General features: G+C 67.4%; 14 protein-coding genes. 9 read left to right on the top strand and 5 right to left on the bottom strand.

The window, feature by feature from the left end:
• Positions 1-164 precede the first annotated feature (164 nt).
• The 3 genes from AC5P5M_RS12435 (at position 165) to AC5P5M_RS12425 (ending at position 7,836) form a co-directional block, all read left to right on the top strand.
• Positions 165-6,521 carry an ESPR-type extended signal peptide-containing protein gene (locus AC5P5M_RS12435; RefSeq protein ID WP_495205972.1) on the top strand — a complete coding sequence of 2,119 codons (6,357 nt, stop codon included), beginning with the start codon at positions 165-167 and terminating at the stop codon, positions 6,519-6,521.
• 61 nt (positions 6,522-6,582) lie between these two features.
• A complete protein-coding gene (locus tag AC5P5M_RS12430) occupies positions 6,583-7,422 on the top strand; it encodes an OmpA family protein (protein ID WP_180875308.1) in 840 nt (279 codons plus the stop codon).
• Between the two features lie 150 nt (positions 7,423-7,572).
• Positions 7,573-7,836: a DUF6959 family protein gene (locus tag AC5P5M_RS12425; RefSeq protein ID WP_495205971.1), complete on the top strand. Its 264-nt coding sequence runs from the start codon at positions 7,573-7,575 to the stop codon at positions 7,834-7,836.
• 15 nt (positions 7,837-7,851) lie between these two features.
• Here the strand turns inward: AC5P5M_RS12425 and AC5P5M_RS12420 are convergent, their stop codons facing one another.
• Together AC5P5M_RS12420 and AC5P5M_RS12415 are read right to left on the bottom strand one after the other, a co-directional pair.
• On the bottom strand, positions 7,852-9,648 hold the full coding sequence (locus tag AC5P5M_RS12420) for a chloride channel protein (RefSeq protein WP_053517842.1): 1,797 nt from the start codon (positions 9,646-9,648) through the stop codon (positions 7,852-7,854).
• A gap of 38 nt (positions 9,649-9,686) precedes the next feature.
• Positions 9,687-11,705, bottom strand: coding sequence for a TonB-dependent receptor family protein (locus AC5P5M_RS12415; RefSeq protein WP_495205970.1), 2,019 nt, complete (start codon positions 11,703-11,705; stop codon positions 9,687-9,689).
• Between the two features lie 192 nt (positions 11,706-11,897).
• On the opposite strand from AC5P5M_RS12415, the gene AC5P5M_RS12410 reads away from it, so the two are divergent.
• A complete protein-coding gene (locus tag AC5P5M_RS12410) occupies positions 11,898-12,818 on the top strand; it encodes a M14 family metallopeptidase (RefSeq protein ID WP_180875306.1) in 921 nt (306 codons plus the stop codon).
• Positions 12,819-12,891: 73 nt separating this feature from the next.
• Here the strand turns inward: AC5P5M_RS12410 and AC5P5M_RS12405 are convergent, their stop codons facing one another.
• Positions 12,892-13,743: a LysR family transcriptional regulator gene (locus AC5P5M_RS12405; RefSeq protein ID WP_495205983.1), complete on the bottom strand. Its 852-nt coding sequence runs from the start codon at positions 13,741-13,743 to the stop codon at positions 12,892-12,894.
• A gap of 112 nt (positions 13,744-13,855) precedes the next feature.
• Here AC5P5M_RS12405 and AC5P5M_RS12400 point away from each other — a divergent pair, with 112 nt between their 5' ends.
• The 4 genes from AC5P5M_RS12400 (at position 13,856) to betT (ending at position 17,093) form a co-directional block, all read left to right on the top strand.
• Positions 13,856-14,209: an SMR family transporter gene (locus AC5P5M_RS12400; RefSeq protein ID WP_053517832.1), complete on the top strand. Its 354-nt coding sequence runs from the start codon at positions 13,856-13,858 to the stop codon at positions 14,207-14,209.
• Positions 14,209-14,529 (top strand): DMT family transporter, encoded by a 321-nt coding sequence (locus AC5P5M_RS12395; RefSeq protein ID WP_065175236.1) that lies wholly within the window; start codon positions 14,209-14,211, stop codon positions 14,527-14,529. Before AC5P5M_RS12400 ends, AC5P5M_RS12395 begins: the two co-directional genes overlap by 1 nt.
• 66 nt (positions 14,530-14,595) lie before the next feature.
• Complete coding sequence (locus tag AC5P5M_RS12390; protein WP_065175235.1) at positions 14,596-14,976, top strand: VOC family protein; 381 nt, start codon at positions 14,596-14,598, stop codon at positions 14,974-14,976.
• Positions 14,977-15,113: 137 nt separating this feature from the next.
• A complete protein-coding gene (betT, locus tag AC5P5M_RS12385) occupies positions 15,114-17,093 on the top strand; it encodes a choline BCCT transporter BetT (protein WP_495205969.1) in 1,980 nt (659 codons plus the stop codon).
• 127 nt (positions 17,094-17,220) lie between these two features.
• Here betT and AC5P5M_RS12380 read toward each other — a convergent pair whose 3' ends face one another.
• Both AC5P5M_RS12380 and AC5P5M_RS12375 read right to left on the bottom strand, forming a co-directional pair.
• On the bottom strand, positions 17,221-19,848 hold the full coding sequence (locus AC5P5M_RS12380) for a TonB-dependent receptor (RefSeq protein ID WP_495205968.1): 2,628 nt from the start codon (positions 19,846-19,848) through the stop codon (positions 17,221-17,223).
• 201 nt (positions 19,849-20,049) lie between these two features.
• Positions 20,050-21,027, bottom strand: coding sequence for a zinc-binding dehydrogenase (locus AC5P5M_RS12375; RefSeq protein WP_495205967.1), 978 nt, complete (start codon positions 21,025-21,027; stop codon positions 20,050-20,052).
• 431 nt (positions 21,028-21,458) lie between these two features.
• Here AC5P5M_RS12375 and AC5P5M_RS12370 point away from each other — a divergent pair, with 431 nt between their 5' ends.
• The gene (locus AC5P5M_RS12370; RefSeq protein WP_495205966.1) at positions 21,459-23,822 is read left to right on the top strand and encodes a ribonucleoside-diphosphate reductase subunit alpha; all 2,364 of its coding nucleotides are present in this window, start codon (positions 21,459-21,461) and stop codon (positions 23,820-23,822) included.
• Positions 23,823-23,905 lie beyond the last annotated feature (83 nt).

Below are 23,905 nucleotides of genomic sequence, written 5' to 3'. Positions count from 1 at the left end.
TTTTGCATATCCGGCTGCCGAATCCGGCCGTGGATTTGCCGGATTGCGCGATTGCCCTGCCGGATTGAAGTGCGCCACGCCTCCGCGAACCGTTGAAATGTCAGTCACCTGCCTAGCGGCAAGTCCACTGTCATTCAAGTTGTTCGCCTACGGGGGAAATGCTCATGAACCGCATCTACCGGCGTGTATGGAACCGCCAGCTCAATGCTCTGGTTGTGGCCTCGGAACTGGCCACCGGCGATAGCGGCGGCACCGCATCACGCGATCCGCGCACCTCCCTGCTGACGCCCAGCGCCCTTGCGCTTGCACTGCTGTGCGTGCTGGCCAGCGGGCCGGCATCCGCAACCGAATCCAACCAGTCGCTGCGCGATCTGCAGGCGCTGGCGGCCAAGTACACCCAGACGTTGCCGGTGGAGGTCGATGCCGAAGTCGCCCTGGCTGCAGCCGCGCGACAGGCGCAGGCCACGCCTGCGATCAGTGCCGATACGCGTGTGGGCCTGCAGCTGAGCACGGCCTCGCTGCCGCTGGTGCACGAGGTCCTGCCGGCCGCCGTGCAGGTGAAGCTGGGGGCGAACGCATCGCCGCAGCATGTGCCCACGCCAGCGCTGGCCGCTGATGTGCGGGCCCAGCTCGGCATCGGAGCAGGTACCCAGGTGGATACCTCACTGGCAGCGAACGTTTCCTCCGGCTCCGCTTCGCCGCTGGGGCTGACGGCCGATGCGAAGGCAAAGGCCAGGGTCGGCATCGCGGGTGCCCCGGTGGCATCGGTGGGTGCCGGCGCCAAGGCGGCAGCGGGTATCACGACGTCCTCGCAGGGATTGTCCGGGTTGAAGGCCGGCATCGACGGCAACGCCGACTCGCATCTGGCCATCGCCGGACATCGAATCGAGGGCCAGGGCAAGGCCTCCGCAACCGCAGCAGTGAGCTTGCCCGCCAAGGAAGAACTGCCGGGCGAGACCGATGATCGCGCGATCACGGCGGCGTTCGATGCAGGCGTCGCCGGCAAGGTGCGCGTGCAGGGCCCGGGTGGCCAGGACGTGGTGGCCGATCGCAACCTGAAGCTCGCGGGCCGGACCGTCGTGAGTGCGCAGGCCAGCACGCTCGGTCTCGGAGGCCTGCATCACGGCGCCCTGGGCGATCTTGGCGGTGCGGTGGGTGGCGTAGTGCACGGCGTAGTCGGCACGGTGGGCAGCGCAGCAGGCGGGACGCTGCACGAAACCGTCGGCACCGTAGGTGGCGCAGTGGGCGGCACGCTCCACGGTGCTGTCGGTACGGTCGGCAGTGCGGTGGGCGGTGTACTGAACGGCACCGTCGGCAACGTCGGTGGTTCCCTGGGCGACACGTTGAACAACACCGTAGGTGCTGTAGGTGGCGTCCTCGATGGAACCGTCGGCACCGTCGGTGGTGCTGTGGGTGGCGCGCTCAACGGCACGGTCGGCACGATCGGCAGCGCCGTAGGCGGCGCTTTGAACGGCACCGTGGGTGCGGTTGGCGGTGTCCTCGATGGAACCGTCGGCACCGTCGGTGGTGCGGTGGGTGGCGCGCTCAACGGCACGGTCGGCACGGTCGGCAGCGCCGTAGGCGGCGCGTTGAACGGCACGGTGGGTGCGGTTGGCGGTGTCCTCGATGGAACCGTCGGCACCGTCGGTGGTGCGGTGGGTGGCGCGCTCAACGGCACAGTCGGCACGATCGGCAGCGCCGTAGGCGGCGCGTTGAACGGCACCGTGGGTGCGGTTGGCGGTGTCCTCGATGGAACCGTCGGCACCGTCGGTGGTGCGGTGGGTGGCGCGCTCAACGGCACAGTCGGCACGATCGGCAGCGCCGTAGGCGGCGCTTTGAACGGTACCGTGGGTGCCGTAGGTGGCGTCCTCGATGGAACCGTCGGCACCGTCGGTGGTGCGGTGGGCGGTGCGCTCAACGGCACGGTCGGTACGGTCGGCAGCGCCGTAGGCGGCGCTTTGAACGGTACCGTGGGTGCCGTAGGTGGCGTCCTCGATGGAACCATCGGCACTGTCGGTGGTGCAGTCGGCGGTGTCCTGGATGGAACTGTCGGCACCGTCGGCAGTGCGCTCAACGGCACCGTCGGCACGGTCGGCGGCGCCGTAGGCGGCGCTCTGAACGGCACCGTGGGTGCAGTCGGCGGTGTCCTCGATGGAACCGTCGGCACCGTTGGCGGTGCGCTCAACGGCACGGTTGGCACGGTTGGCAGTGCTGTGGGTGGCGCGTTGAACGGCACCGTAGGTGCGGTCGGCGGTGTCCTCGATGGAACCGTCGGCACCGTTGGCGGTGCGCTCAACGGCACCGTCGGCACGGTTGGCAGTGCCGTGGGTGGCGCTCTGAACGGCACCGCAGGTGCGGTCGGCGGCGTCCTCGATGGAACCGTCGGCACCGTTGGCGGTGCGCTCAACGGCACGGTTGGCACGGTTGGCAGTGCTGTGGGTGGCGCGTTGAACGGCACTGTAGGTGCGGTCGGCGGCGTCCTGGATGGAACTGTCGGCACGGTCGGCGGTGCAGTCGGCGGTGCGCTGAACGGCACGGTCGGCAGCGCGGTAGGCGGCGCGTTGAACGGTACGGTAGGTGCGGTCGGTGGCGTCCTGGATGGAACTGTCGGCGCGGTCGGCGGTGCAGTCGGCGGTGCGCTGAACGGCACCGTTGGCACAGTCGGCAGCGCCGTAGGCGGTGCTTTGAACGGCACCGTGGGCGCAGTCGGCGGTGCAGTCGGAGGCGTGCTCAACGGCACGGTCGGCGCAGTCGGTGGTGCGGTGGGTGGTGTGCTCAACGGCACCGTCGGCACCATCGGAGGTGCCGTGGGCGGTGCACTCAACAATACGGTCGGCTCGGTCGGCAGCGTTGTCGGTGGCCTGCTCGGGGGTGGCAGCACCACGCCGGGCAGCGGGCTGGACGGCGTACTCACCGGCACGCTCGGCAACGTCGGCGGTGCGGTGGGCAACCTGCTGGAGGGCAACCTCAACGGTACCGTCAACAATCTCGGCGGCGCAGTCGGCGGGCTGGTGGGCGGCACGCTGGGTGGCCTGGGCCTGACCCAGCCCTCGGCGATTCCGCCGGACAGCCCGAAGGCACCCGCTCCGGCTGATCCGAATGCGGGACTCATCATCGGTACCGGTGGCCTGGTCGGCAACGTCGGCCAGCTGATCGGCCCGACGACCAGCAGCCTGTTCGGCGGTGACGGCTATCTGCACAACGGCAATCTCAAGCTCAGCAACGCGAACGTGATGCAGGCCTACTCCACGGTCAACGTGCTCGGCCTGCCGGTCGTGAACCTGTCACCGGTCGGCAGCACCCTCAATGGCCTGGGCGGCGCGGTGACCGGTGGCAGCTCGCACCTGACCCTGATCGGTGGCGTCACTTCCGACAGTTACATCTACAACATCAACAACGGCAACCCCGGTGGCCTGCTGGGCCTGCTGCTGCCGACGGATTCGCCGGCATGGGCCGCCAAGTGCCTGGATATCGCGTTGGCCGACATCTCCTGCTGGGCGGTCAACGCCGCACAGGATTACCAGGTGCTGATGGGTGACGGTGCCTTCGCCAACGGCTCCAAGGAAGTGGTGATCGGCGCCAATGCCCGCCATGAGCTGCCGAAGGTGGATGCCAACGTGGCGTTCCCGGGAGCCGGTCCCAACGATCCCACCAATCCAACCGGCGTGCCGACTGCGGACTACGCCGCGCGCATGGGCCACTCGGTGATTGTCGGCGACAGCGCGGTGGGTACTGCCAACGGCCAGACCCTGCTGGGTGCGGAGGCGACCTCGAACCAGGCCAATTCGGTGGCACTGGGCTACCGTTCTGCTGCGCTGCGCGGCGCACAGGCCAGCTACAGCGCCTATGGCCTGACCGCCGCCCAGGTCTCTGCCGGTGAAGTTTCGGTGGGTACCGCCAACGGTGGCGAGCGCCAGATCACCAATCTGGCTGCGGGTAGCGCCAATACCGATGCGGTCAACGTCGCCCAGTTGAAGGGCGCGATCAGCCTGATCGATGATGTTTCGGCCGGCGCGGTGATGTACGACGTCGATGGCGCAGGCAATCCAGACTATCGCCGCGTCACGCTCGGCAACGGCACGGGTACCACCACCATCGGGAACCTCGCCGCGGGTGCGGTGACCGCCGGCAGCCTGGAAGCCGTCAACGGCGGGCAGCTGGCCACCACCAACGCCGCCATCGCCGGCTTCTTCGGTGGCATCACCGCCTTCGATCCGGTCAGTGGCGCCTTCACCGCGCCGCTGTTCGAGATCAGCACGATCTCCACCGACGGCGCCATCGCGCAGGGACTGTACAACAATGCGACCGATGCCTTCGACGCCGTCGACGGCTCGCTGGTCAATCTCAACACGCAGATCAACGATATCCGCAACGGCGGCACCAAGTACCTGCGGGTGAACTCCACGGGCGTGGAGGCAGTGGCCACCGGTGCCGACTCCATCGCGGTCGGTACCAACGCCCGCGCCACGGCTGCCAACGCGATCGCGGTCGGTGCCGGCAGCCTGGCTGATCGTGCGAACAGCGTGTCGATCGGTGCCGCGGGTGCCGAACGCCAGGTGACGAATCTGGCCGCCGGTACGGCTGCCACCGATGCGGTGAACCTGGGCCAGCTGCAGGCCTCGGAGGAAGGCGCGCTGCGCTACGACCTCAATGGCGATGGCAGCGTCAACTACGCCAGCGCCACGCTGGGTCAGGGCGGCACGGCGACCACGCTGCGCAACCTCGGCCCGGGCCAGGTGAGCGCCACGAGCAGCGAAGCCATCAATGGTGCCCAGCTGTTCGCTGCCAACCAGGCCGTCGCCACCCATCTCGGAGGCGGCGCGGCGGTCAATGCGGCCGGTGTGCTGACCGCGCCGACCTACACGATCAACAACATCGCCGCCAATGGCACCATCAGCCAGGGCAGCTACAACGACGTCGGCACCGCCTTCGACGCGGTCAGCAATTCGCTGGCCAATGTCGCCGACCAGACCGACGATATCGACAAGCGCGCGGTGAAGTACGATGTCGATGGCAGTGGCAACGTCGTGAACACGGTCACCCTGAGCGGTACCGGCACGGGTGCGGTGAAGGTGACCAACGTGGCGGCCGGCAGCATCCTTGCAGGCAGCAGCGACGCCATCACCGGCGACCAGCTGTTCAGCACGAACTCGACCATCGCCAGCTACTTCGGCGGCAGCACGGCCTTCGACGGCACCACCAATCTGTGGACCGCGCCGTCGTTCAGCATCTCCAGCATCGCCACCGACGGCACCCTGACCGCCAACGACTACAGCAACGTCACCGCGGCGTTCTCCGCGGTGGACGGTTCGCTGAGGGTGCTCAACCAGCGCATCACCAACGGTGGCGGCAGCCCGTACCTGGCAGTGAACTCCAGCGCCGCGGCGGCCGCTGCGGCGGGTGCGGAGGCGCTGGCGGTGGGTCCGCAGGCCAGTGCGGCAGGTGCTTCGGCCGTGGCAGTCGGCAACGGTGCCAACGCCAGCGCGGACAACAGCGTGGCACTGGGTGCCGGCTCGGTGGCCAGCGTCGGCGCGCAGAGCGGCTATACCGGTGCCTATGGTCAGACGGGTGCCAGCAATTCGGCAGGCGAAGTGTCGGTCGGCAGCAGCGGCAGTGAACGCAAGATCACCCACGTTGCCGACGGCTCGGACGATCACGACGCGACGAATGTCGGCCAGCTGAAGAATGGCGTGAACTATGCCATCGATCAGTCCAAGGCCTACACCGACCAGAAGATCCAGAACATCACCAACGTCGCCGGCAGCTTCCGCGCCAACAACAGCAACAACCTGGCCGATCCGGCCGCGACGGGCGCCAATTCCGCAGCCGGTGGTGCAGGATCGACGGCCGCCGGTGCCAACTCGACGGCCCTGGGCAACGGCTCGCAGGCACAGGCCGACAACTCGGTGGCCCTGGGCGCAGGGTCGGTGGCCAACCGTGCCAACACGGTTTCGGTTGGGGCCAGCGGCGCCGAACGGCAGGTGGTCAATGTGGCAGACGGCACCCAGGCCACCGATGCGGTCAACGTGCGGCAGCTGCAGGCCTCGCAGCAGGGCACCATCCGCTACGACACCACCGTCAACGGAGCCACCAACTTCAACAGTGTCACTCTCGGCAGCAGCACCAGCGGCCCGACGACGGTCCGCAACGTTGCCGCCGGTACGGCAGGCACCGACGCGGTCAATGTCGACCAGCTGAAGTCCGGCATGGCGCAGACTCTGGACTGGTCGAAGGCCTATACCGACGAGCGCATGGGCGGCTTCGAGCGCGACCTGCGCAGGACCGACAACCGCGCTTCGGCCGGCATCGCTTCGGCCATGGCCACGGCCTCGCTGCCGCAGCCGAGCGAAGCGGGTCGCAGCATGGCCTCGTTCGCCGCCGGCAGCTACAACGGCGAATCGGGCGTGGCGGTGGGCCTGTCCGGTGTCTCGGAAGGAGGCCGCTGGATCTACAAGTTCAGCGGCTCTACCAACAGCCGTGGCGAGGCCGGTGTGGCCGTCGGTGCCGGCATCCAGTGGTAACGCCGTAGCCGGGCCGCGATCGCGGCCCGGTTGCCGCGCAAACGTCTACAGGGGGAATGACATGAATCAGCATCGCATCGCCCGCGCCGGCCGCACCGCCGCGTCGCTGGGCCTGATCCTCGCCGCCGGCCTGCTGGCCGCCTGCCGCAGCCACGCGCCCGCCGGTGAGGGTCCGGCGGAGGCCACTGCAGTGGCCTTCCCGGAAGTCTCCAAGGCGTCGCTGAAGGAGGGTACCTATCCCGACATCGCCGACCTGCGCCGCTTCGCGCCCGGGATGAGCAAGCGGCAGCTGTACAGCCTGCTGGGTACGCCGCACTTCAACGAAGGCATGTGGGGCGTGCGCGAGTGGAACTATCTGTTCAACTTCCGCACCGCACAGGGCGCCGAGTACTTCACCTGCCAGTTCCAGGTGCGCTTCGACAACAAGGGCATCGCCCAGGCCGGCTACTGGAAGCCCGAATCCTGCGCCGCCGTGCTCGACCCGCCGCGGCCACCACCGCCGCCGCCGGCACCCGCGCCACTGCCCGAACAGCCGCTGCGCCTGGCCGCCGATGCACTGTTCGGTTTCGACAGCGCGGTACTCAGCGCCGAGGGCCAGCAGGCGGTGCAGGGCATCCTGGCGCAGGTCCGTGAGGCCAGCAAGGTGCAGTCGATCCAGGTCGTCGGCTACACCGACCGTATCGGTGCGGCCAGCTACAACCAGCAACTCTCGCAGAAGCGGGCCGAAGCGGTGCGCACGGCCCTGGTGCAGGGCGGAGTGCCGCCGGGCAGCATCAGTGCCGAAGGGCGCGGCGCGGCTGAACCGATCGTGCAGTGCGCACAGCGCAACCGTCGCGAGCTGATCGCGTGCCTTGCGCCGAATCGCCGGGTGCAGATCGTCGGGATCGCGCACCCGCGCTGAAGTCTCCCGCGCCGTGGCCATGCCCCGGCATCCCGAGTCCCCCCTGACCACCGGCAGGACGTGGCCACGTCTCCCCCGTCGTCCACCCCTGCCGGTGGCTCAGGTTTTCATACGGTGCACGCGATGAACGCCCAATTCCTGCCTCTGTCCATGAAGACGGAAACCACCCTCAGCGTGTATGGCCAGCTCGGCAATCATGCGGTCGTGCGCATCCCCGGGCGGCGCCTGCCGGGCCTGATCCTGCAGGCCGATACCGTGGCCGGGTTCCTGGCCCAGCTGCAGGAAACCCAGGCCTGCCTGCGCAGTGGCCGGGCGCAGCGTGCCGATGCAGAGCTGGACATGCTGATCGACATGCTGGAGCAATGGTACGCGTTGATCGAGTCGCGGCTGGCCGATGCCGGCGAAGCGCTGTAGCAGCGGGGCGGGCGATCAATCGGCGTCTTCGACGCGCTCGCCCATCAGTTCGCGCTGGCGCTTGTCCAGCTCCTCGGCGTAGCGCCTGCGCACGAAGGCCTCGGAAACAATGCCCAGCAGCTGGCCATCGGCGGCAACCACGGCCAGTTCGTCGGCCTGCGTCCGGTCGAAGCACTGCATCACGCTGACCACATCCGCGCCCGGCAACAGTGACACCTCGCGGTTCTCGGCCAGATCGCCAACGGGTGTCTCCGGCTTCACGCCGTCGGCGTAGACGCGCGGAATCTGCACGATGCCGGCGTAGTGGCCTTCGCTGTCGATCAGGACCACGCGACTGCCGGAGCCCAGCGGGAAACGCTGGCGGAACGCAGCGGCATCCAGCCCGGCCGGAGTGGTGGCAACGCCCTTGCGCATCATCCGCCCGGCGTTGAGGGTGTGGATCCAGCCGACGTCGCGTGCGCTGCGGATGGTTTCGCCGCGCAGATGCATGCGCCATGTCGAGAACGAGTAACCGAACCACTGGCGGACCAGTGTGCTGGAGACCAGTACCGCGCTCATCACCACGCTGGTCAGCAGGAAGTCGTGGGTGCCTTCCAGCACCAGCATGGCCATGGTCATCGGCGCGCCGACCACTGCGGCGGCCAACGCGGCCATGCCCGCAAGCGCCGCGGACGTGGCGTCGACCACGGGCACGCCAGTGGCCATCGCCAGCAGGCCGGCAAACAGGGTGCCGACCAGGGTGCCCATGAACAGCGACGCAAAGAACAGGCCACCGCGGAAGCCGAAGCCCAGCGAAATGCCCGAGGCCAGAAGCTTCAGGGCGAGCAGGCCGCCGATCCAGATCAGTGGCAGCTGCGTGGTCAGGTCCAGGTGCAGCGCACCGTGACCGGAGGAAAGCACCTGCGGGCTGGCCATGGCCAGTGGAATCAGCAGGAGGCCGCCGACCACCGGGCGCCCCCACAGGGGCAGTGGACTGCGCTTGACCACGCCTTCGATGGAGGCGATCAGTCGCATCACGCCGATCCCCACCATGGCGCAGCAGCAACCGAGCAGGCCGTAGATCGCGTAGTCGGCGGCGCGCACATCGATGGTCGAGGCTGCGGGCAGCAGGTACGCCTCGATGCCAGCCTGGTCGGCGACGAATGCACCCGCCAGTGCGGCCAGGGCCACAGGCGCGAGAGCGGCGGGCGTGTAGGCGCCGATGACGATCTCGAACGCGTAGAACGCGCCGGCCAGCGGAGCCCCGAAGGCCGCGGCGATGGCGCCGGCGGCACCGGCACCGACCAGGATGCGCACATCATTGCGGCGCAGGCGCATGACACGGCCCAGCTGCGAGCCGCTGCCCGCACCCATCTGGGTATACGAAGCCTCAAGGCCGACGGACGCACCGCAGCCGTTCGACAGCAGGGTCTGGGTGAGCACGATCAGATTGTCGCGCATCGACATGCGACCGCCATGCAGGGCATTGGCCTCGACCGCGTCGAGCAGCGGGCGCTTGCGCCGCGCGGCCGCCAGGCTGACCAGCCCGACCAGCAGGCCGCCCAGCGGCAGCACCAGCAGGGCGGTCCAGCTGAGCGCGGGCAGGGAGCTGAGGCGCATGCCGGGTTCCAGCCCGTACAGCGCACTCTGCAGCCCGCGCGCGATGTCCGACTGCAGCAGCGTCAGGCCACCGGCGATCAGGCCGACCAGCAACGCCAGTGCGATGAACCACAGGTCGCTGCCACGCAGGCGCAGTCGCAGGCCCTGGAAGGCCAGATGCAGGCGCGATGGTGGAACCGTGGAGGCCATGGTGGCGGCATGATACGCCGCCATCGTGATCGCCACCGTCACCGCATCGGGCATTTACCGCATCAGAAGCGGTAGCGTCCCTGCAGGTAGAAGGTGCGTGGCGCAGCCACCATGCGCCCGGCATTGCCGTCGACATTGCGGGTGTACCAGCGCTTGTCGGCCAGGTTGTTCACGCCGGCCGTGATCTCGCTGTCGCCCAGCCCCGGAACCTGCCAGGCCACCTGCGCATTCCACAGCCGCACCCCCGGCACGCGGCCCACACGTGCATCGGCGCTTTCCTGCCAGGTGTTGGCAGCGTCGGAGAACTGGCCGCTCTGGTGCGTGCTGGAGACATTGAAGGTCCAGGCCGACAGCGCATAGCGGGCGCCGATGCTGTCGGTGTCGCGCGAGTAGAAGGGCACGTCCCGGCCGCGGTTGTCACCGGACTGCTGGATCGCCTTGGTCCAGGTGTAGTTGGCGTACAGCTCCAGTCCGGCCAGCACGCTGTCTTCGGCGAAGCGGTATTCGAGCGCGCTTTCCACACCCTTGTGGTCGGTCGCACCGATGTTCTGGAAGGTGGGAGGAGTGATTCCCGGCACCTGCAGGATCTGGTTGTCAAATCGCATCCTGAACACCGTGACCTCGGCGCGCAGTGCCCCGTCCTGCCAGCGGGCGCCCAGCTCGGTGGTCCTGGCCACCTCCGGATTCAGCGGATTGCTGGCGGTCTGCGAGTTCAGCTGGATGTTCTGCACGGGCCCGAACGAGGTGGTGTAGTTGCCGAACACGGTCAGCTGCGGGGTCAACAGGTAGGCGACGTTGAGCGAGGGCAGGGCTTTGTCGTTGCGGCTGCTGAAGGTGGTGCCGCCATCGGCCTGGCGGCGGTCCATGTCGATCCATTCCATGCGCACCCCCGGCGTGATCCGCCACTGGCCGATGGCGATGCGGTCGTCGAGATAGAAGGCGTGGGCGTCGGTGGCATTGTCGAAGCGGTTGATGGGGCTTGCGGCGCCGGTGCGGCGGGTCACCGTGTAGCTGCGGTCGTTGCCGCGCTCGCGCAGGAAGCGGTAGCCCGCGGTGACGTCGTGCACGCTTGCCCCCCAGTGCAGGCGCTGGGTGTAGCGCGGTTCGATACCGAGCACGCGGTAGTCGCGCGGCTGCACGCTCACCTGGGTGTTGGAAGCGTTGATCAGCGAGCTGGCACGGGTGCTCTCGTTGTAATAGGCCAGTACCTCGAACTCGCTGGTGTCGGACAACGTGTGGGTGTAGCCCAGATCGATGCCCGTGCGGTGGCCCTTCCAGAAGTCATCGGGACGCGTGTTCTGGAACGGATCCGCCTCGTACTGCGCGCGGGTCAGGCCGCCTGGCGTCAGCGAGCGGACGTCGTAGTAGGACAGCTTGGCACGCAGCGTCTGCTGGTCGTCGATGGCGTAGGCGAACTTCAGTGCCAGATCGTTGAAACGGTCGTCGCTGCCTTCGCGCCAGCCGCGACCGTCCTGGCCGGAATAGAGCAGGGCGACGCCCAGGCCGTTGTCGCTGGTGCCGCCGAGGAAGGTGTTGTACTGGGTGCTGTCGCCGCCGCCATGGTCATGGGCGTTGTAGCGGATCCCGACCTCGCCGTGCAGGCCGCTCTGCTGCGGAATGGCGCGGGTGCTGAAGTTGATGATGCCGCCCACGTTCTGCGGCCCGTAACGCACGGCTCCGCCGCCGCGCACGACGTCGATCGATTCGATGTTGGACAGGCTGGCCGGCGCGAACGACAGCTGGGGCTGGCCGTAGGGTGCGACGGCCAGCGGCACGCCATCCAGCAGCACCGTCGAGCGGGGTGAGTAGCGGCCGGTGAGGCCGCGCACGCCGATGTTCAGCGACACCGAACTGCCGGCGGTGCCGGAGTTGTCGGTGACCTGCACGCCGGGGATGCGGCGCATGGCGTCGCCGATGCTGGTCGCGCCACTGGCCTCGATGCGCTGGCGATCGACCACCGTACGTGCCCCGGCGAAGCTCTTGACGCTGTCATGCAGGCCGGTGCCCAGCCAACTGCCGGAGACCTGGATGCTGTCGAGCGTGGTCGGCGCGTCCTGGGCGAGGGCGGAAGCAAGGGGCATCAGGCACAGGGCGAGGGCTGCCACCAAGGGCAGCTGGGCCGGTTTCGGGGTGCGGAGGGGCATCTGGACGGCGCAGGAAGGTGGTAAATGAGAATTATTGCTGATTCCATTCGTGAATGGAATCGAGGGACGATGGCCTCTGGGGTCGGGTGGTAAAGTGAATGATTGCCTCCTGACTCACCGAGATCCGTCATGCCTGCAGCTGTCTTCTATCCCGTCGGAACCCCTGGCCAGCCGTGGGGAGCGGCGGAACGGGAGCAGTGGCGTGCGCGCCAGCAGCGCCTGCGCCGCTACGACGAGGAAGTACTGCCGCGCATCGAGGCACTGGCAGCGCGCTTCGACAAGGTGGCCTACGGCCAGCTCGACTACGCGGGAGAGACCTATACCCTGTTCGCCCTGCGCAGCCGCGACTGGAACCCGGCGCTGCCGGCGGCGCTGGTCACCGGCGGCGTGCACGGCTACGAAACCAGTGGCGTGATGGGTGCCCTGGAGTTCCTTGAAAAGCACGCGGCCGATTACGCGGGCAAGGCCAACCTGCTGGTGGCACCGTGCGTCAACCCATGGGGTTTCGAGCGCATCAACCGCTGGAACTTCGACGCGATCGATCCGAACCGCAACTTCCGTGCCGGTGGTCCGGCTCGCGAATCAACCGCGCTGATCGAGCTGATCGAACCCCTCAAGGGCCAGTTCGCGCTGCACATCGATCTGCATGAGACCACCGACAGCGATGAAAGCGAGTTCCGCCCTGCGCTGGCGGCGCGCGACGGCAAGCCGTTCGAACCGGGCCTGATTCCTGATGGCTTCTACCTGGTGGACGACAGCGCCAATCCGCAGCCGGCGTTCCAGCAGGCCGTGATCGCGGCGGTGGAAAAGGTGACCCACATTGCACCGGCCGACGACAAGGGCGAGATCATCGGCTCTCCGGTGGTGGCCCATGGCGTGATCGAGTACCCGCTGGTGGAATTGGCCCTCTGTGCCGGCATCACCGGTGCGCCGTACACCACCACCACCGAAGTCTACCCGGACAGCCCGCGCGCCACGCCGCAGCAGTGCAACGACGCGCAGGTGGCCGCGGTCTGCTCCGCGCTGGACTACGCACTGGCGCATCGCTGAGGGGGAGTGCCGAGCCCATGCGCGGCTGCGGTTGCAACAACCTTGATACATCCCGGGCCGATACGGCCCGGCGCTACCGCAGTGCGTCGGCCCACCACAGTGCGGCCGGCCCGGGTGGCGTGTCGCGTCGCCACACCAGGTCGCTGTGGATGCGCCGCGGCCAACCGGGCAGGGCCAGTTCCACCAGGTGTCCGCGGTCGTAGCGCTGCACCAGCGCTCTCGGGAGTTCGGCCCAGCCGATGCCTTCCTCGGCCATTTCCATCACCATCAGGTAGTCCGATGCGGTCCAGGCCGGGCCGGCGACGGCACGCGCGTGATCGACCTGTGCGCTCAAGCGAATCTGTCGATGGCGGGCAAGCTGCGGTGCGGCGCGCGCACCGGCCGCGGCCAGTGCGTGTCCGTGCGCGACATACACCGCCAGCTCGCTGTGATGGGCCAGGGGCTGTGCGATCACTGCATCCGGATAGCGCTCCTGGCGAGGCAGCAGGCCCAGTCCGGCGCGGCCGCTGCCGACCAGTTCCAGCACATCGTGCCCTTCAGCGTCGAGCCACTCCAGTTCGATTTCGGGAAAGGCTTCAGCGAAACGCTGCAGCACCTGTTGCGCCGGGTCCAGCTGGTAAACATCGGAGAACACCACCGTCAGCCGGGGTTCGACAGGTGCAGCCAGGCGCACGCTCAGCTGCTGCAGGCGCGTATCGGCAGCCAGGATTTCCTGGGCATGGCCCAGCACCTGCCGCCCCGGGTCGGTAAGCTGCGGATAGCGCCCGCTGCGGTCGAACAGGGATACGCCCAGATCGGCTTCCAGATGGGCGATGGCGGTGCTGACCGTCGATTGCGTCTTGCGCAGGCGCCGCGCGGCAGCCGAGAAGGAGCCCAGTGCGGCAGCCTCGACGAACGCCTGCAGGGATTCAGGAGAGTAGGGCATCGATCCATCGCTCATATCGATGGATTCCATTTTTGATCCATCGTAAATGGCGATGATACTGGACGCCATCGCCCCTGTCAGCGGGCGCTGTGAATCCTGCTGGAGTTTTCCCATGACCCGTCGTGTTCCCGCCCCAGGCCCCCTGATTGCCTGGGCCTGCCTGACCGTGGCGATCGTCGCCGAAGTGGTCGGCACGTCCTTCATGGCCCATGCCGCCCGCGCCGGTGGCTGGACCGGCTACCTGGTGATGGCCGGGGCGCTGGCGTTGTCCTATTACTTCCTGGCGCTGTCGGTACGGCGCATCGCGGTCGGCGTTGCGTACGCGGTGTGGGAGGGGCTGGGGCTGACCCTGCTGACCCTGGTCGGCATTGCGGTGTTCGGCGAGAGCCTGTCGATGCAGCAGCTGGCCGGCCTGCTGCTGGCGGTGGCCGGCATTGTCTGCGTCACCCTTGGGGAGGCGCACTGATGAACACAACGGCACTGTTCTTCGTGATCTGTTCTGCACTGATCGACGTCGCGGCAAACATGATGGTGGCCAAGTCTGAAGGCTTCCGCCGCTGGCAATGGGGTGTCGCTGCCGTCGTCATGGTCTGGATCGCCTTCGCGCTGCTGGGCCAGGCAGTACGCCACCTGGACCTGGCCACGGCCTATGCGCTGTGGGGTGCCATCGGCGTGATCGGCACCGCTGCCTGCGGGCGCCTGCTGTTCGGCAATCGCCTGCGGCCCATCGGCTGGATCGGCATTGCACTGGTGACGGGGGCGGTGCTTCTGCTCAGTACCGCATGAGCGGCGACGATTGCAGACCGGAGCGCGCTGTCCGACACTGCGGTTTTTCCGCAACGGAGTGCCGCCATGTTCAGCCACATCACCGTCGGTTCCAATGATCTTGCGGTCTCGCGCCGCTTCTACGACGCACTGTTCGCAGCCATCGGCGGCCGACCGGGCATGACCGATGAAGATGGAAAACTGGTCTACGTCAAGGACGGGCGGATGTTCATCGTGACCCCGCCCATCGATGGCCAGCCGGCGTGCCACGCCAATGGCGGCACGATTGGTTTCGCGCTGGAGACTCCGCAGGCAGTTCACGCCTGGCAGGACGCAGGCATCGCCCACGGCGGCAGCGCCATCGAAGATCCGCCGGGCGTACGCCACAAGGCCGGGCGGCAGCTGTACCTGGCCTACCTGCGCGATCCCGACGGCAACAAGTTGTGCGCCGTGCACGTGATGCGCTGAACTTCGCGGCGCGCGCGTGATACCACGCGCGTGCTGTCCCTGTGCTGTCATCGCGCGACAGCACTTCATCCTGCGTCCACCGCCGTTCAGCCAGAATCCGCCGGCTCACTCTTTGATCGACCGGAGAACGCCGCCCCGTGGAAGCCCTGGAGCCGCAACAATCCCCGGTGCGCACCCTGCGGCCTGTATTCGCCTTCGCGGCGATCATCGTCGTGGCGTTCGCGCTGTTCGTCAGCCTCTATCCAATCGGTGCCGGTCGCCTGCTGCTCAGCGCCCAGGACTGGGCGGCACTCAACGTTGGCTGGTACTACCTGCTGGCGATGACCCTCTATCTGGTGTTCGTGGTCGGCGTGGCGCTGTCCAAGTATGGTGGCATCAAGCTCGGTGCCGACCATGACGAGCCCGAGTTCAGCTATCTCTCCTGGGCGGGCATGCTGTTCGCCGCGGGCATCAGCATCACCCTGTTCTTCTTCTGTGTCTCCGAGCCGCTGACCCATTACCTGCAGCCGCCGCAGGGCGATCCCGCCGCTGGTGAGGCCGGCGCGCGCCAGGCCATGCAGCTGCTGTTCCTGCACTGGGGCCTGCATGGCTGGGGCGTGTTCGCGCTGGCGGCAATGGCCATGGCCTACTTCGCCTATCGCCACAACCTGCCGTTGGCGCTGCGCTCGGCGCTGTATCCGCTGATCGGCAAGCGCATCAACGGACCGATCGGCTACACCGTGGACGCGCTGGGCATCGTCGCCACCGTGTTCGGCATCGGCGCCGACATGGGCTTCGGTGTCCTGCACCTCAACGCCGGGTTGTCGCACCTGTTCGACATCCCGCACTCGAACTTCGTGCAGATCGCCCTGGTCGCCAGCATGATGGGGGCGGCGGTGGCCGTGGCAGTGTCCGGCGTGGAGAAGGGGGTCCGCTGGATGGCCAACATCAACATGCTGCTGGCGATCGCGCTGGTGCTGTTCATGCTGTTCGCCGGGCCCACCCAATACCTGTTCGGCACGTTGATGCAGAACCTGGGCGACTATCTGGGCAGCGTGGTCGGCAAGAGCTTTGACGTGTACGCCTATGGTGGACGGCCGGCATGGTTGGGCGGCTGGACGGTGTTCTACTGGGCCTGGTGGATCGGCTGGGCGCCGTTCGTCGGCCTGTTCATCGCCCGCATCTCGCGCGGACGTACCATTCGCGAATTCGTGTTCGGCGTGCTGCTGATTCCGCTCGGCTTCACCCTGGCCTGGTTGTCGATCTTCGGCAACAGCGCGCTGGACCAGGTGCTGCACCATGGCCAGCAGCAGCTGGCACAGCTGGCCGTGGATGACCCACCGACCGTGCTGTACGCATTGCTTGATGGTTATCCGTGGAGCCGCACGGTGATCGCGGTGACCGTGCTGGTCAGCTTCATCTTTTTCGTGACATCGGCCGATTCGGGCGCGGTGGTGCTGTCCACGCTGTCGTCGCACGGCGGCGCTCCGGAAGACGATGGCCCGCGCTGGCTGCGCGTGTTCTGGGGCACGGTGATCGCCGTGCTCACCGCAGGCCTGCTGCTGGCGGGCAGCATCGATGCGTTGAAGTCGGCGGTGGTGCTGGCGTCGCTGCCATTCTCGGCGGTGCTGCTGCTGATGATGTGGGGCCTCACCCGAGCCTTCAGTGACGAATCGCACCGCAAGCGCGCGCTGCAGTACCGGCCATCGCCGCTGATCGGCGACGATCGCCACCACCAGGGCTGGCGCCAGCGGCTTGCGCAGGCCATGCACTTCCCGGTGCGCGACCAGGTCTACCGCTTCATGGATGACACGGTGAAACCGGCGATGGAAGCCGTGGCCGAGCAGCTGCGCGAACAGGGCTGGGACGTACATACCCGCATCGAAGCCGGCGACATGGAACTTTCGGTCAACCATGGCGAGCAGCAGGACTTCCTGTTTCGGGTGATCCTCCGCGGCTACCTGACGCCGTCGTTCGCCGCCCAGCAGCTGCGCAACCAGCGCTACTACCGCGCCGAAGTGCATCTGTTCGAAGGCAGCCAGGATTACGACCTGGTCGGATACAGCCGCAAGCAGATCATCAACGACATCATCAGCCAGTACGAGCGGCACCTGCAGTTCCTGCACCTGAGCCGGTGATGCACGACCGCTGCGATGGGTGCGGACCGTTGGTCCGCACACTCCGTGGAGCCGAGCCCACGCTCGGCTCCATCAAGCCGGTAAAGCAGCCGGGCATGGGCTCGGCGCTACATGTGCAGTTTCCGCATCAGAACCGGTAGCGTGCCCCCACCGTGACGAACTGGCCGCGCAGGTTGTACTGGCTGATGTCGAAGCCGTTGGAGCCGCCCGCCGGGTCGAATGGCGGGTCCTTGTCGGTCAGGTTCAGCACCGACAGCGACAGCGTGGTGTTGGGAATGCCTTCGTACGCCACGTACAGGTCCAGCTGGTGATAGGGCTTGACGCGATCGCGCAGGCCCGGGTTGCTGGTGGCCGTCGCTACCCGCTGGTCGTAGCCGCTGACATATTGCAGGCTCAGCGTGCTGTTCCAGTCGCCCACCGCCCAGTTCAGTGACGTGGTGCCGCGGGTGCGCGGCAGCGCGCCGTGGCGGTTGTTGCCCGCGCCGTCATAGGGCGCCTGACCGGCTACCAGGGGCTGCTTGAAGCTGAGCAGATGGGTCCAGCTGCCGGCGAGGGTGAGGTTGCCCCAGCCGTCGGTGCGGAAGGTGCGGCTGGCCTCCAGGTCGAGACCGGACGTGGTCAGCTCCCCCTGGTTGGCATACTGGTTGGTGATGAACTGGATGCGGCCCTGCGCATCGCGCTGGACCCGGCCCGGGAACAGGGCGGGATTGTCGACGATGAACTGTGCGCTGTCGGGCTTGACCAGGTTGTCCTGCTCGATGCGGTACCAGTCCAGGCCGATGCTGCTGTCAGCGTCCGGCGACCACACCGCGCCAACGTTGAGATTGCGCGAGCGCTCGGCCTTCAGGTCGGGATTGCCGGTGCGGATGTTGGTGACACCGCGGCTGCCACCGGGCTGCAACGGGTCGAGCGGGTCGATCACCGATCCGTAGCTGACCGTCTGTCCGGGTGCGATTTCCGGCAGCGAGGGAGCGCGGAAACCACGCGAGAACGAACCGCGCAGCAGCAGGCTGTCCAGCGGCTGCCAGCGCAGCGCGAACTTCGGCGAGAACGCCTTGCCGAAGTCGTCGTAGCGGTCGCCGCGTCCGGCGACCTGCAGTTCCAATGTGCGATGCAACGGTACGCTGAACTCGGCGTAGGCGGCGCTGACCTGCCGCTCGCCATCGACCACGTTGATCGCCGGCCGCAGCTCCGTTCCGGACAGCACCTGCGCACTGGTCCGTGCATCCAGCGATTCCTTCCGGAACTCCGCGCCCCAGGCGAAGCCGACCGCGCCGGCCGGCAGCTCCCACAGCGACGTCGATGCCTTGAGGTTCAGAGAGTGCAGCTGGTACCAGCCCGGGCGCTTGGTCTGCAGGCGCAGCGCGTCAAGCGCGGCCGGCGTGCTGGCCGGGTCGAGGAAGTTGTAGCTGCCATCGCGCAGGATCTGCTCGAACGCGTAGCGGTTGATGAAGTTGTCCACGTACTCGCGCTGCTCGCTCTGCGAGGTCAGCGCGGCGACCTCCCAGTCCCAGCGCTCGCCCTGGCCACGCACGCCGGCCAATGCACGGTAGAACACCTGCGTGTTGTCCTTCAGGCGCGGGCCGAGATCGAAGAACGTGTACTCGAAGGGCAGGGGAGCGCTGCCCGGGTTGTTCGGATGCCCGACCGGCAGCACTGCCGGAATGTCGAGCAGGGTGCCGGTGGCGGGGTTGTAGGCGCGCAGGCCCGGGCCGACGGTCAGTGGCGCGCTGAAGATCTGGTCGGCCTTGTTGTGGCTGTAGAGCACGTCGGCGAAGGCTTCGACGTTGTCGCTGAAGCGGTAGGTCGCGCTCAGCGATGCCTGCAGGCGTTCGGCACCGGGCTGCAGGGTCTTGAACGGCTGCGCATTGAACGCGCAGGCCTGGCCGGGCAGGCTGCTGCCGAAGTCGCTGTAGGGCCGCAGCTGGCTGCCCTCGGGGCAGGGCGAGAATGGCTGCGGCGCGCGCGGGTTCGCCAGCCAGTTGCCACCGGCAGTGGACCAGCCGGCCAGGCGACCACCGGGCTTGTCGCGGAAATCGCCGCTGCGGGTATAGGCGCGCTGGTCGGCGTCGAGCCGATCGCGCTTGAGCACGTCCAGCCCGAACAGCACGTTCCAGCCCTGCTGTTCGAGGTCACCGAAACCGGTCAGCAGATTGGCCTTGCGTTCGTCGAGGCCGCCCTGGGTGGCCGTACCGAAGCCGCCGCCCACTTCCACGCCCTGGAAGTTCCTGCGCAGGATGATGTTGATGACACCGGCGATGGCATCGGAGCCATACACCGCCGAGGCGCCGTCCTTCAGTACTTCAATGCGTTCGACCGCGCTGATCGGCAGCGCATTGAGATCGACGAAGGTGTCCTGGGTATTGAGGGCGAAACCGAAGTTGGCCACGCGATAGCCGTTGACCAGCACCAGGGTGTTCTTCGGCGACAGCCCGCGCAGGCCGATCGACGCCGAGCCCGCCGCGAAGCTGCCGGTGTACTGCTCGTCGAAGCTGTTGCCGGCATTGGCCGACAGGTTGCGCAGCACATCGGTCAACGTGCTGCGACCGGTCTGTTCGATCTGTTCACGGCTGACGATCTGCACCGGGTTGGGGCCGGCGGTGTCGCTGCGCTTGATGTTGGATCCGGTCACCAGCACGGTGCCGAGCGTGGTGCTGTCCTTGCCGGTAGCGGCAGTTTCAGCAGCGCCGGCAGCGCCGGCGGTGAGTCCCAGCGCGATGGCGCCGGCAAGCAGGTTCAGGGTGGTGCGGTACATGGAAGCGACAACGCCGGACAGAGGAGGAGCCGTCAGTACCGCATGCGCGCAGCTTCGCCTTCCAATGACGAAAGCGCATTCAGTTATACATCACAGGTTCTTAACGAGTGACTGGCCCTGTTATCGACCGGTGCTGCGCATTCCTCTCAGGGGTCAGATCCCTTTCCAACGGAAAGGGATCTGACCCCGGTTGGCCGACCGTCAAGGCCGCAAGAGCACCTTGCCGTTGCGGCCGGAACCTGCGCCGGCCTTGACCGCCGCGGCGATATCATCGAGTGCGAACACCTGTTCCACCGGCAGCGTCAGTTCGCCGCCGGCTGCACGCTGCAGCAGTTCGCCCACGAGCCGTCGCTTGTCGTCCACCGCCATCGCCTGGCTGACCTTGCTGCCCCAGAAGCCTTTCACGGTGGCTTCCTTGTAGATCAGGCCTCCGGCGGGGATGCGCATGGGCTCGCCGCTCATCACGCCGAAGGACACCAGCGTGCCGTGGTGGCCGAGCAGGTCGACCAGGTCACCGCTGGCGTCGCCGCCGATGGAATCCACGGCGGCCGCCGCCTGCGCTTCACCGGTCACTGCACGCACGCGGTCCTTCCAGCCGTCCACCGAGGTATCGAATACATGATCGATGCCGAGCGCCTGCAGCTGCGCGACCGCATCGGCGTTGCGCACCAGGTTGGCCGCATGGACGCCACGCGCCCGCGCCAGCATCGCCAGCGACTTGCCGACCGCGCCATTGGCGGTGTTCTGCACGATCCACTGGCCCGGCTCGACATGCAGGAATTCCAGCAGCATCAGCGCACTGAGCGGCATGGCAATCAACTGCGCAGCGGTCTCGTCGGGGATCGATTCCGGCATCGGAATCACCATCCGTGCCGGCGCGATGAACGCTTCGGCCCAGGTGCCGTGCACCGAGGCGGCAGCGACACGCTGACCGATCCGAAGGCCGTCGACGCCGTCGCCAACCGCATCGACCACGCCCAGTGCCTCGCTGCCACCGATCGCCGGCAGGGTCGGCTTGTAGCCATACAGGCCGCGCACGGTCAGCAGATCGTGGTTATGGATGGAGGCCAGCACGGTACGGATGCGCACCTCGCCAGGACCAGGTTCAGGCAGGGCGGCCTCGGCGACGGCAAGGACGTCGGACGGGTCGCCGAAGGAGGAGTACTGGGCAGCGCGCATGAGGGATGTTCCGCGGAAAGTGGAGGTTGTATCGAAGTGGGGATGCGTGCGGCGTCGACAACCGGCGCAGACGCAACACGGCATCCTGCGACGGTTCGTCGCGGACGGCGACTTTTACTGCATCTTGTGTTGACGATATCGATTATCCCCACTATGTTGGGGCCGTCACTCCCGGTCAGCCGCCGCCGCCGGACGATGCAAGACACGTCCCGCGGCCCGCCCCTGAAGGCTTGCCGTGTCGACGCGGCCGCCCTCGTGCGGACTCAGGTCGCCCCCACGGACCGGATACCGGCCGCAGGCGCAGGCACTTGCCGACGATCTGGTGTTCCCGCGCTTTGGCATCCCACCCGATCGCCCCGTGCGCCGGTATCGCGTGCAGGGCCGCCATGGCATCGGCGCAATCGTGCGTGCGAGCCTGGAGACGCAGGACCATGACTGAATACACCTACCGCGCGGCCGACCCGGCCGGCGCCGGCGACGCCCTGCGCGCCGGTGGCGAGCGCGTGCCGACCTGGATCACCAAGGAGGCCGGCAACCGACGCCTGCCGTTCGACGCCGGGCGCCTGCAGCGCAGCATCGACGCCATCCATGCCGAGTTCCCGCAGCTGGACGTAGCCGACTACCGCCGCGTGGTACAGGCGATGGTTGAGCGCAAGCCCAGCATCAGTGCCGACGACCTGGTGGACCTGCTGATCCGCGAGGCGGAATCCCGTGTGGACCTGGTCGCGCCGGACTGGGAGCGGTTCGCCGCCCGCATCTACCTGCGCCGCCTGTACAAGCGCGCCAGCCGCAACCGCTTCTACGATGTCAGCCTGAAGTACGGCTCGTACGTAGGCCTGCAGGAGAGCCTGGCCGACCGTGGCGTCTACAGCAATGACATCCTGCGCTGCTACTCGAAGGAGGAGCTGCAGCAGGCCGGAGAGATGATCGATCCCGACCGCGACCGCCTGTTCGCCTACAACGGCCTGTATTTGCTGGCGACGCGCTACCTGGCCAGCGACCGCAGCCGCGAGGTGTATGAGTTGCCGCAGGAGCGCTGGCTGACCATCGCCCTGTACCTGATGCAGGAGGAGAAGCCGCGTGAGCGGCGCATGCAGCTGGTCGGCGAGGCGTACTGGGCGCTGTCGAACCTGTACATGACGGTGGCCACACCGACGCTGGCCAACGCCGGCAAGGTCGGTGGACAGCTGTCCAGCTGCTTCATCGATACGGTGGACGACAGCCTGCAGGGCATCTATGACTCCAATACGGACATTGCCCGGGTTTCCAAGCACGGCGGGGGTGTCGGCGCCTACCTGGGCTACGTGCGCAGCAGCGGTGCACCGATCCGGGGTGTGCCCAACTCGTCCGGCGGCGTAGTGCCCTGGATCAAGCAGCTCAACAACACCGCGGTATCGGTCGATCAGCTCGGCCAGCGCAAAGGCGCGGTGGCGGTATACCTGGACATCTGGCACCGCGACATCGAGGCCTTCCTCGATCTGCGCCTGAACAACGGCGACCAGCGCCTGCGCGCGCATGATGTGTTCACGTCGGTCTGCGTGCCCGATCTGTTCATGGAGGCGGTCGAGCGTCGGGCCGACTGGTACCTGTTCGACCCGCATGAAGTGAAGCAGGCCAAGGGCTGGTACCTGCAGGACTTCTACGATGAGACGCGCGGTGCGGGCAGCTTCCGCGACCGCTACGCGGAGCTGGTGGCCGACGAGCGCATCAGCCGGCGCACCGTGCGTGCGATCGATCTGTTCAAGCGCATCATGCTCAGCCAGCTGGAGACCGGCAATCCGTTCCTGTTCTACCGCGATGAAGTCAATCGCAGGAACCCGAACAAGCATGCGGGCATGGTCTATTCCAGCAACCTGTGCACCGAGATCCTGCAGAACATGAGCCCGACGCGGATGATCCAGGAGATCGTCAGCGGCGACCAGATCGTCACCACCCGCCGCGCCGGCGATTTCGTGGTGTGCAACCTGTCCTCGATCAATCTCGGACGGGCGGTCACCGCGCCGGACGATCTGCTGGCGAAGGACGTGCTGGAACGGTTGATCCCGATCCAGGTGCGCATGCTGGACAACGTGATCGATCTCAATGCCTTGCCGGTGCCGCAGGCCACGATCACCAACCGCAAGTACCGGGCCATTGGTCTGGGCACGTTCGGCTGGCATCACCTGCTGGCGCAGCAGGCGATCCCGTGGGAATCGCCGGAGGCCGAGGCGCTGGCCGACCGCCTGTACGAGCGCATCAACTTCCTGACCATCCAGGCCAGCGCCGAACTGGCGAAAGAGAAGGGCCACTATCCGATGTTCGCTGGCAGCGACTGGCACACCGGCCGCTACTTCAGCGACCGTGATTACCGTGATGCGGCCTGGGAGGGCCTGGCGCGTGAGGTGGCCCGCCATGGTCTGCGCAATGGCTGGTTGCTGGCGGTCGCGCCGAACATGAGCACCGCCCAGATCGCCGGTTCCACCGCCTCGATCGATCCCATCTACAGCGCGTTCTACTACGAGGAAAAGAAGGACTTCCGACGGCCGGTCGCAGCCCCCGGGCTGTCGCTGGAAACCTGGCCGTACTACGAGAAGGGCGCCTACAAGGTGGACCAGTTCGCCAGCGTCCGGCAGAACGCCCGGCGCCAGCGCCATGTGGACCAGTCGATCAGCTTCAACCTGTATGTGCCCAGCACCATCCGTGCGAGCACGTTGCTGGAGCTGCACCTGAGCGCATGGCGCGCGGGGCTGAAGACCACCTACTACGTGCGCTCCAACGACATCGACATCAGCGAATGCGAGTGGTGCTCGAGCTGATCGCTGCGCCCCAGCCGCGGTAGCGCCGGGCCATGCCCGGCGAGCGCACCTCGCGGCCACCGCACATTCCGCCGGGCACGGCC

Source organism: Stenotrophomonas sp. YJH_SMC_106-19 (assembly GCF_059368375.1).
The sequence above is the reverse complement of the archived record's forward strand: the minus strand, read 5'-3'. Positions and strand labels throughout refer to the sequence as shown.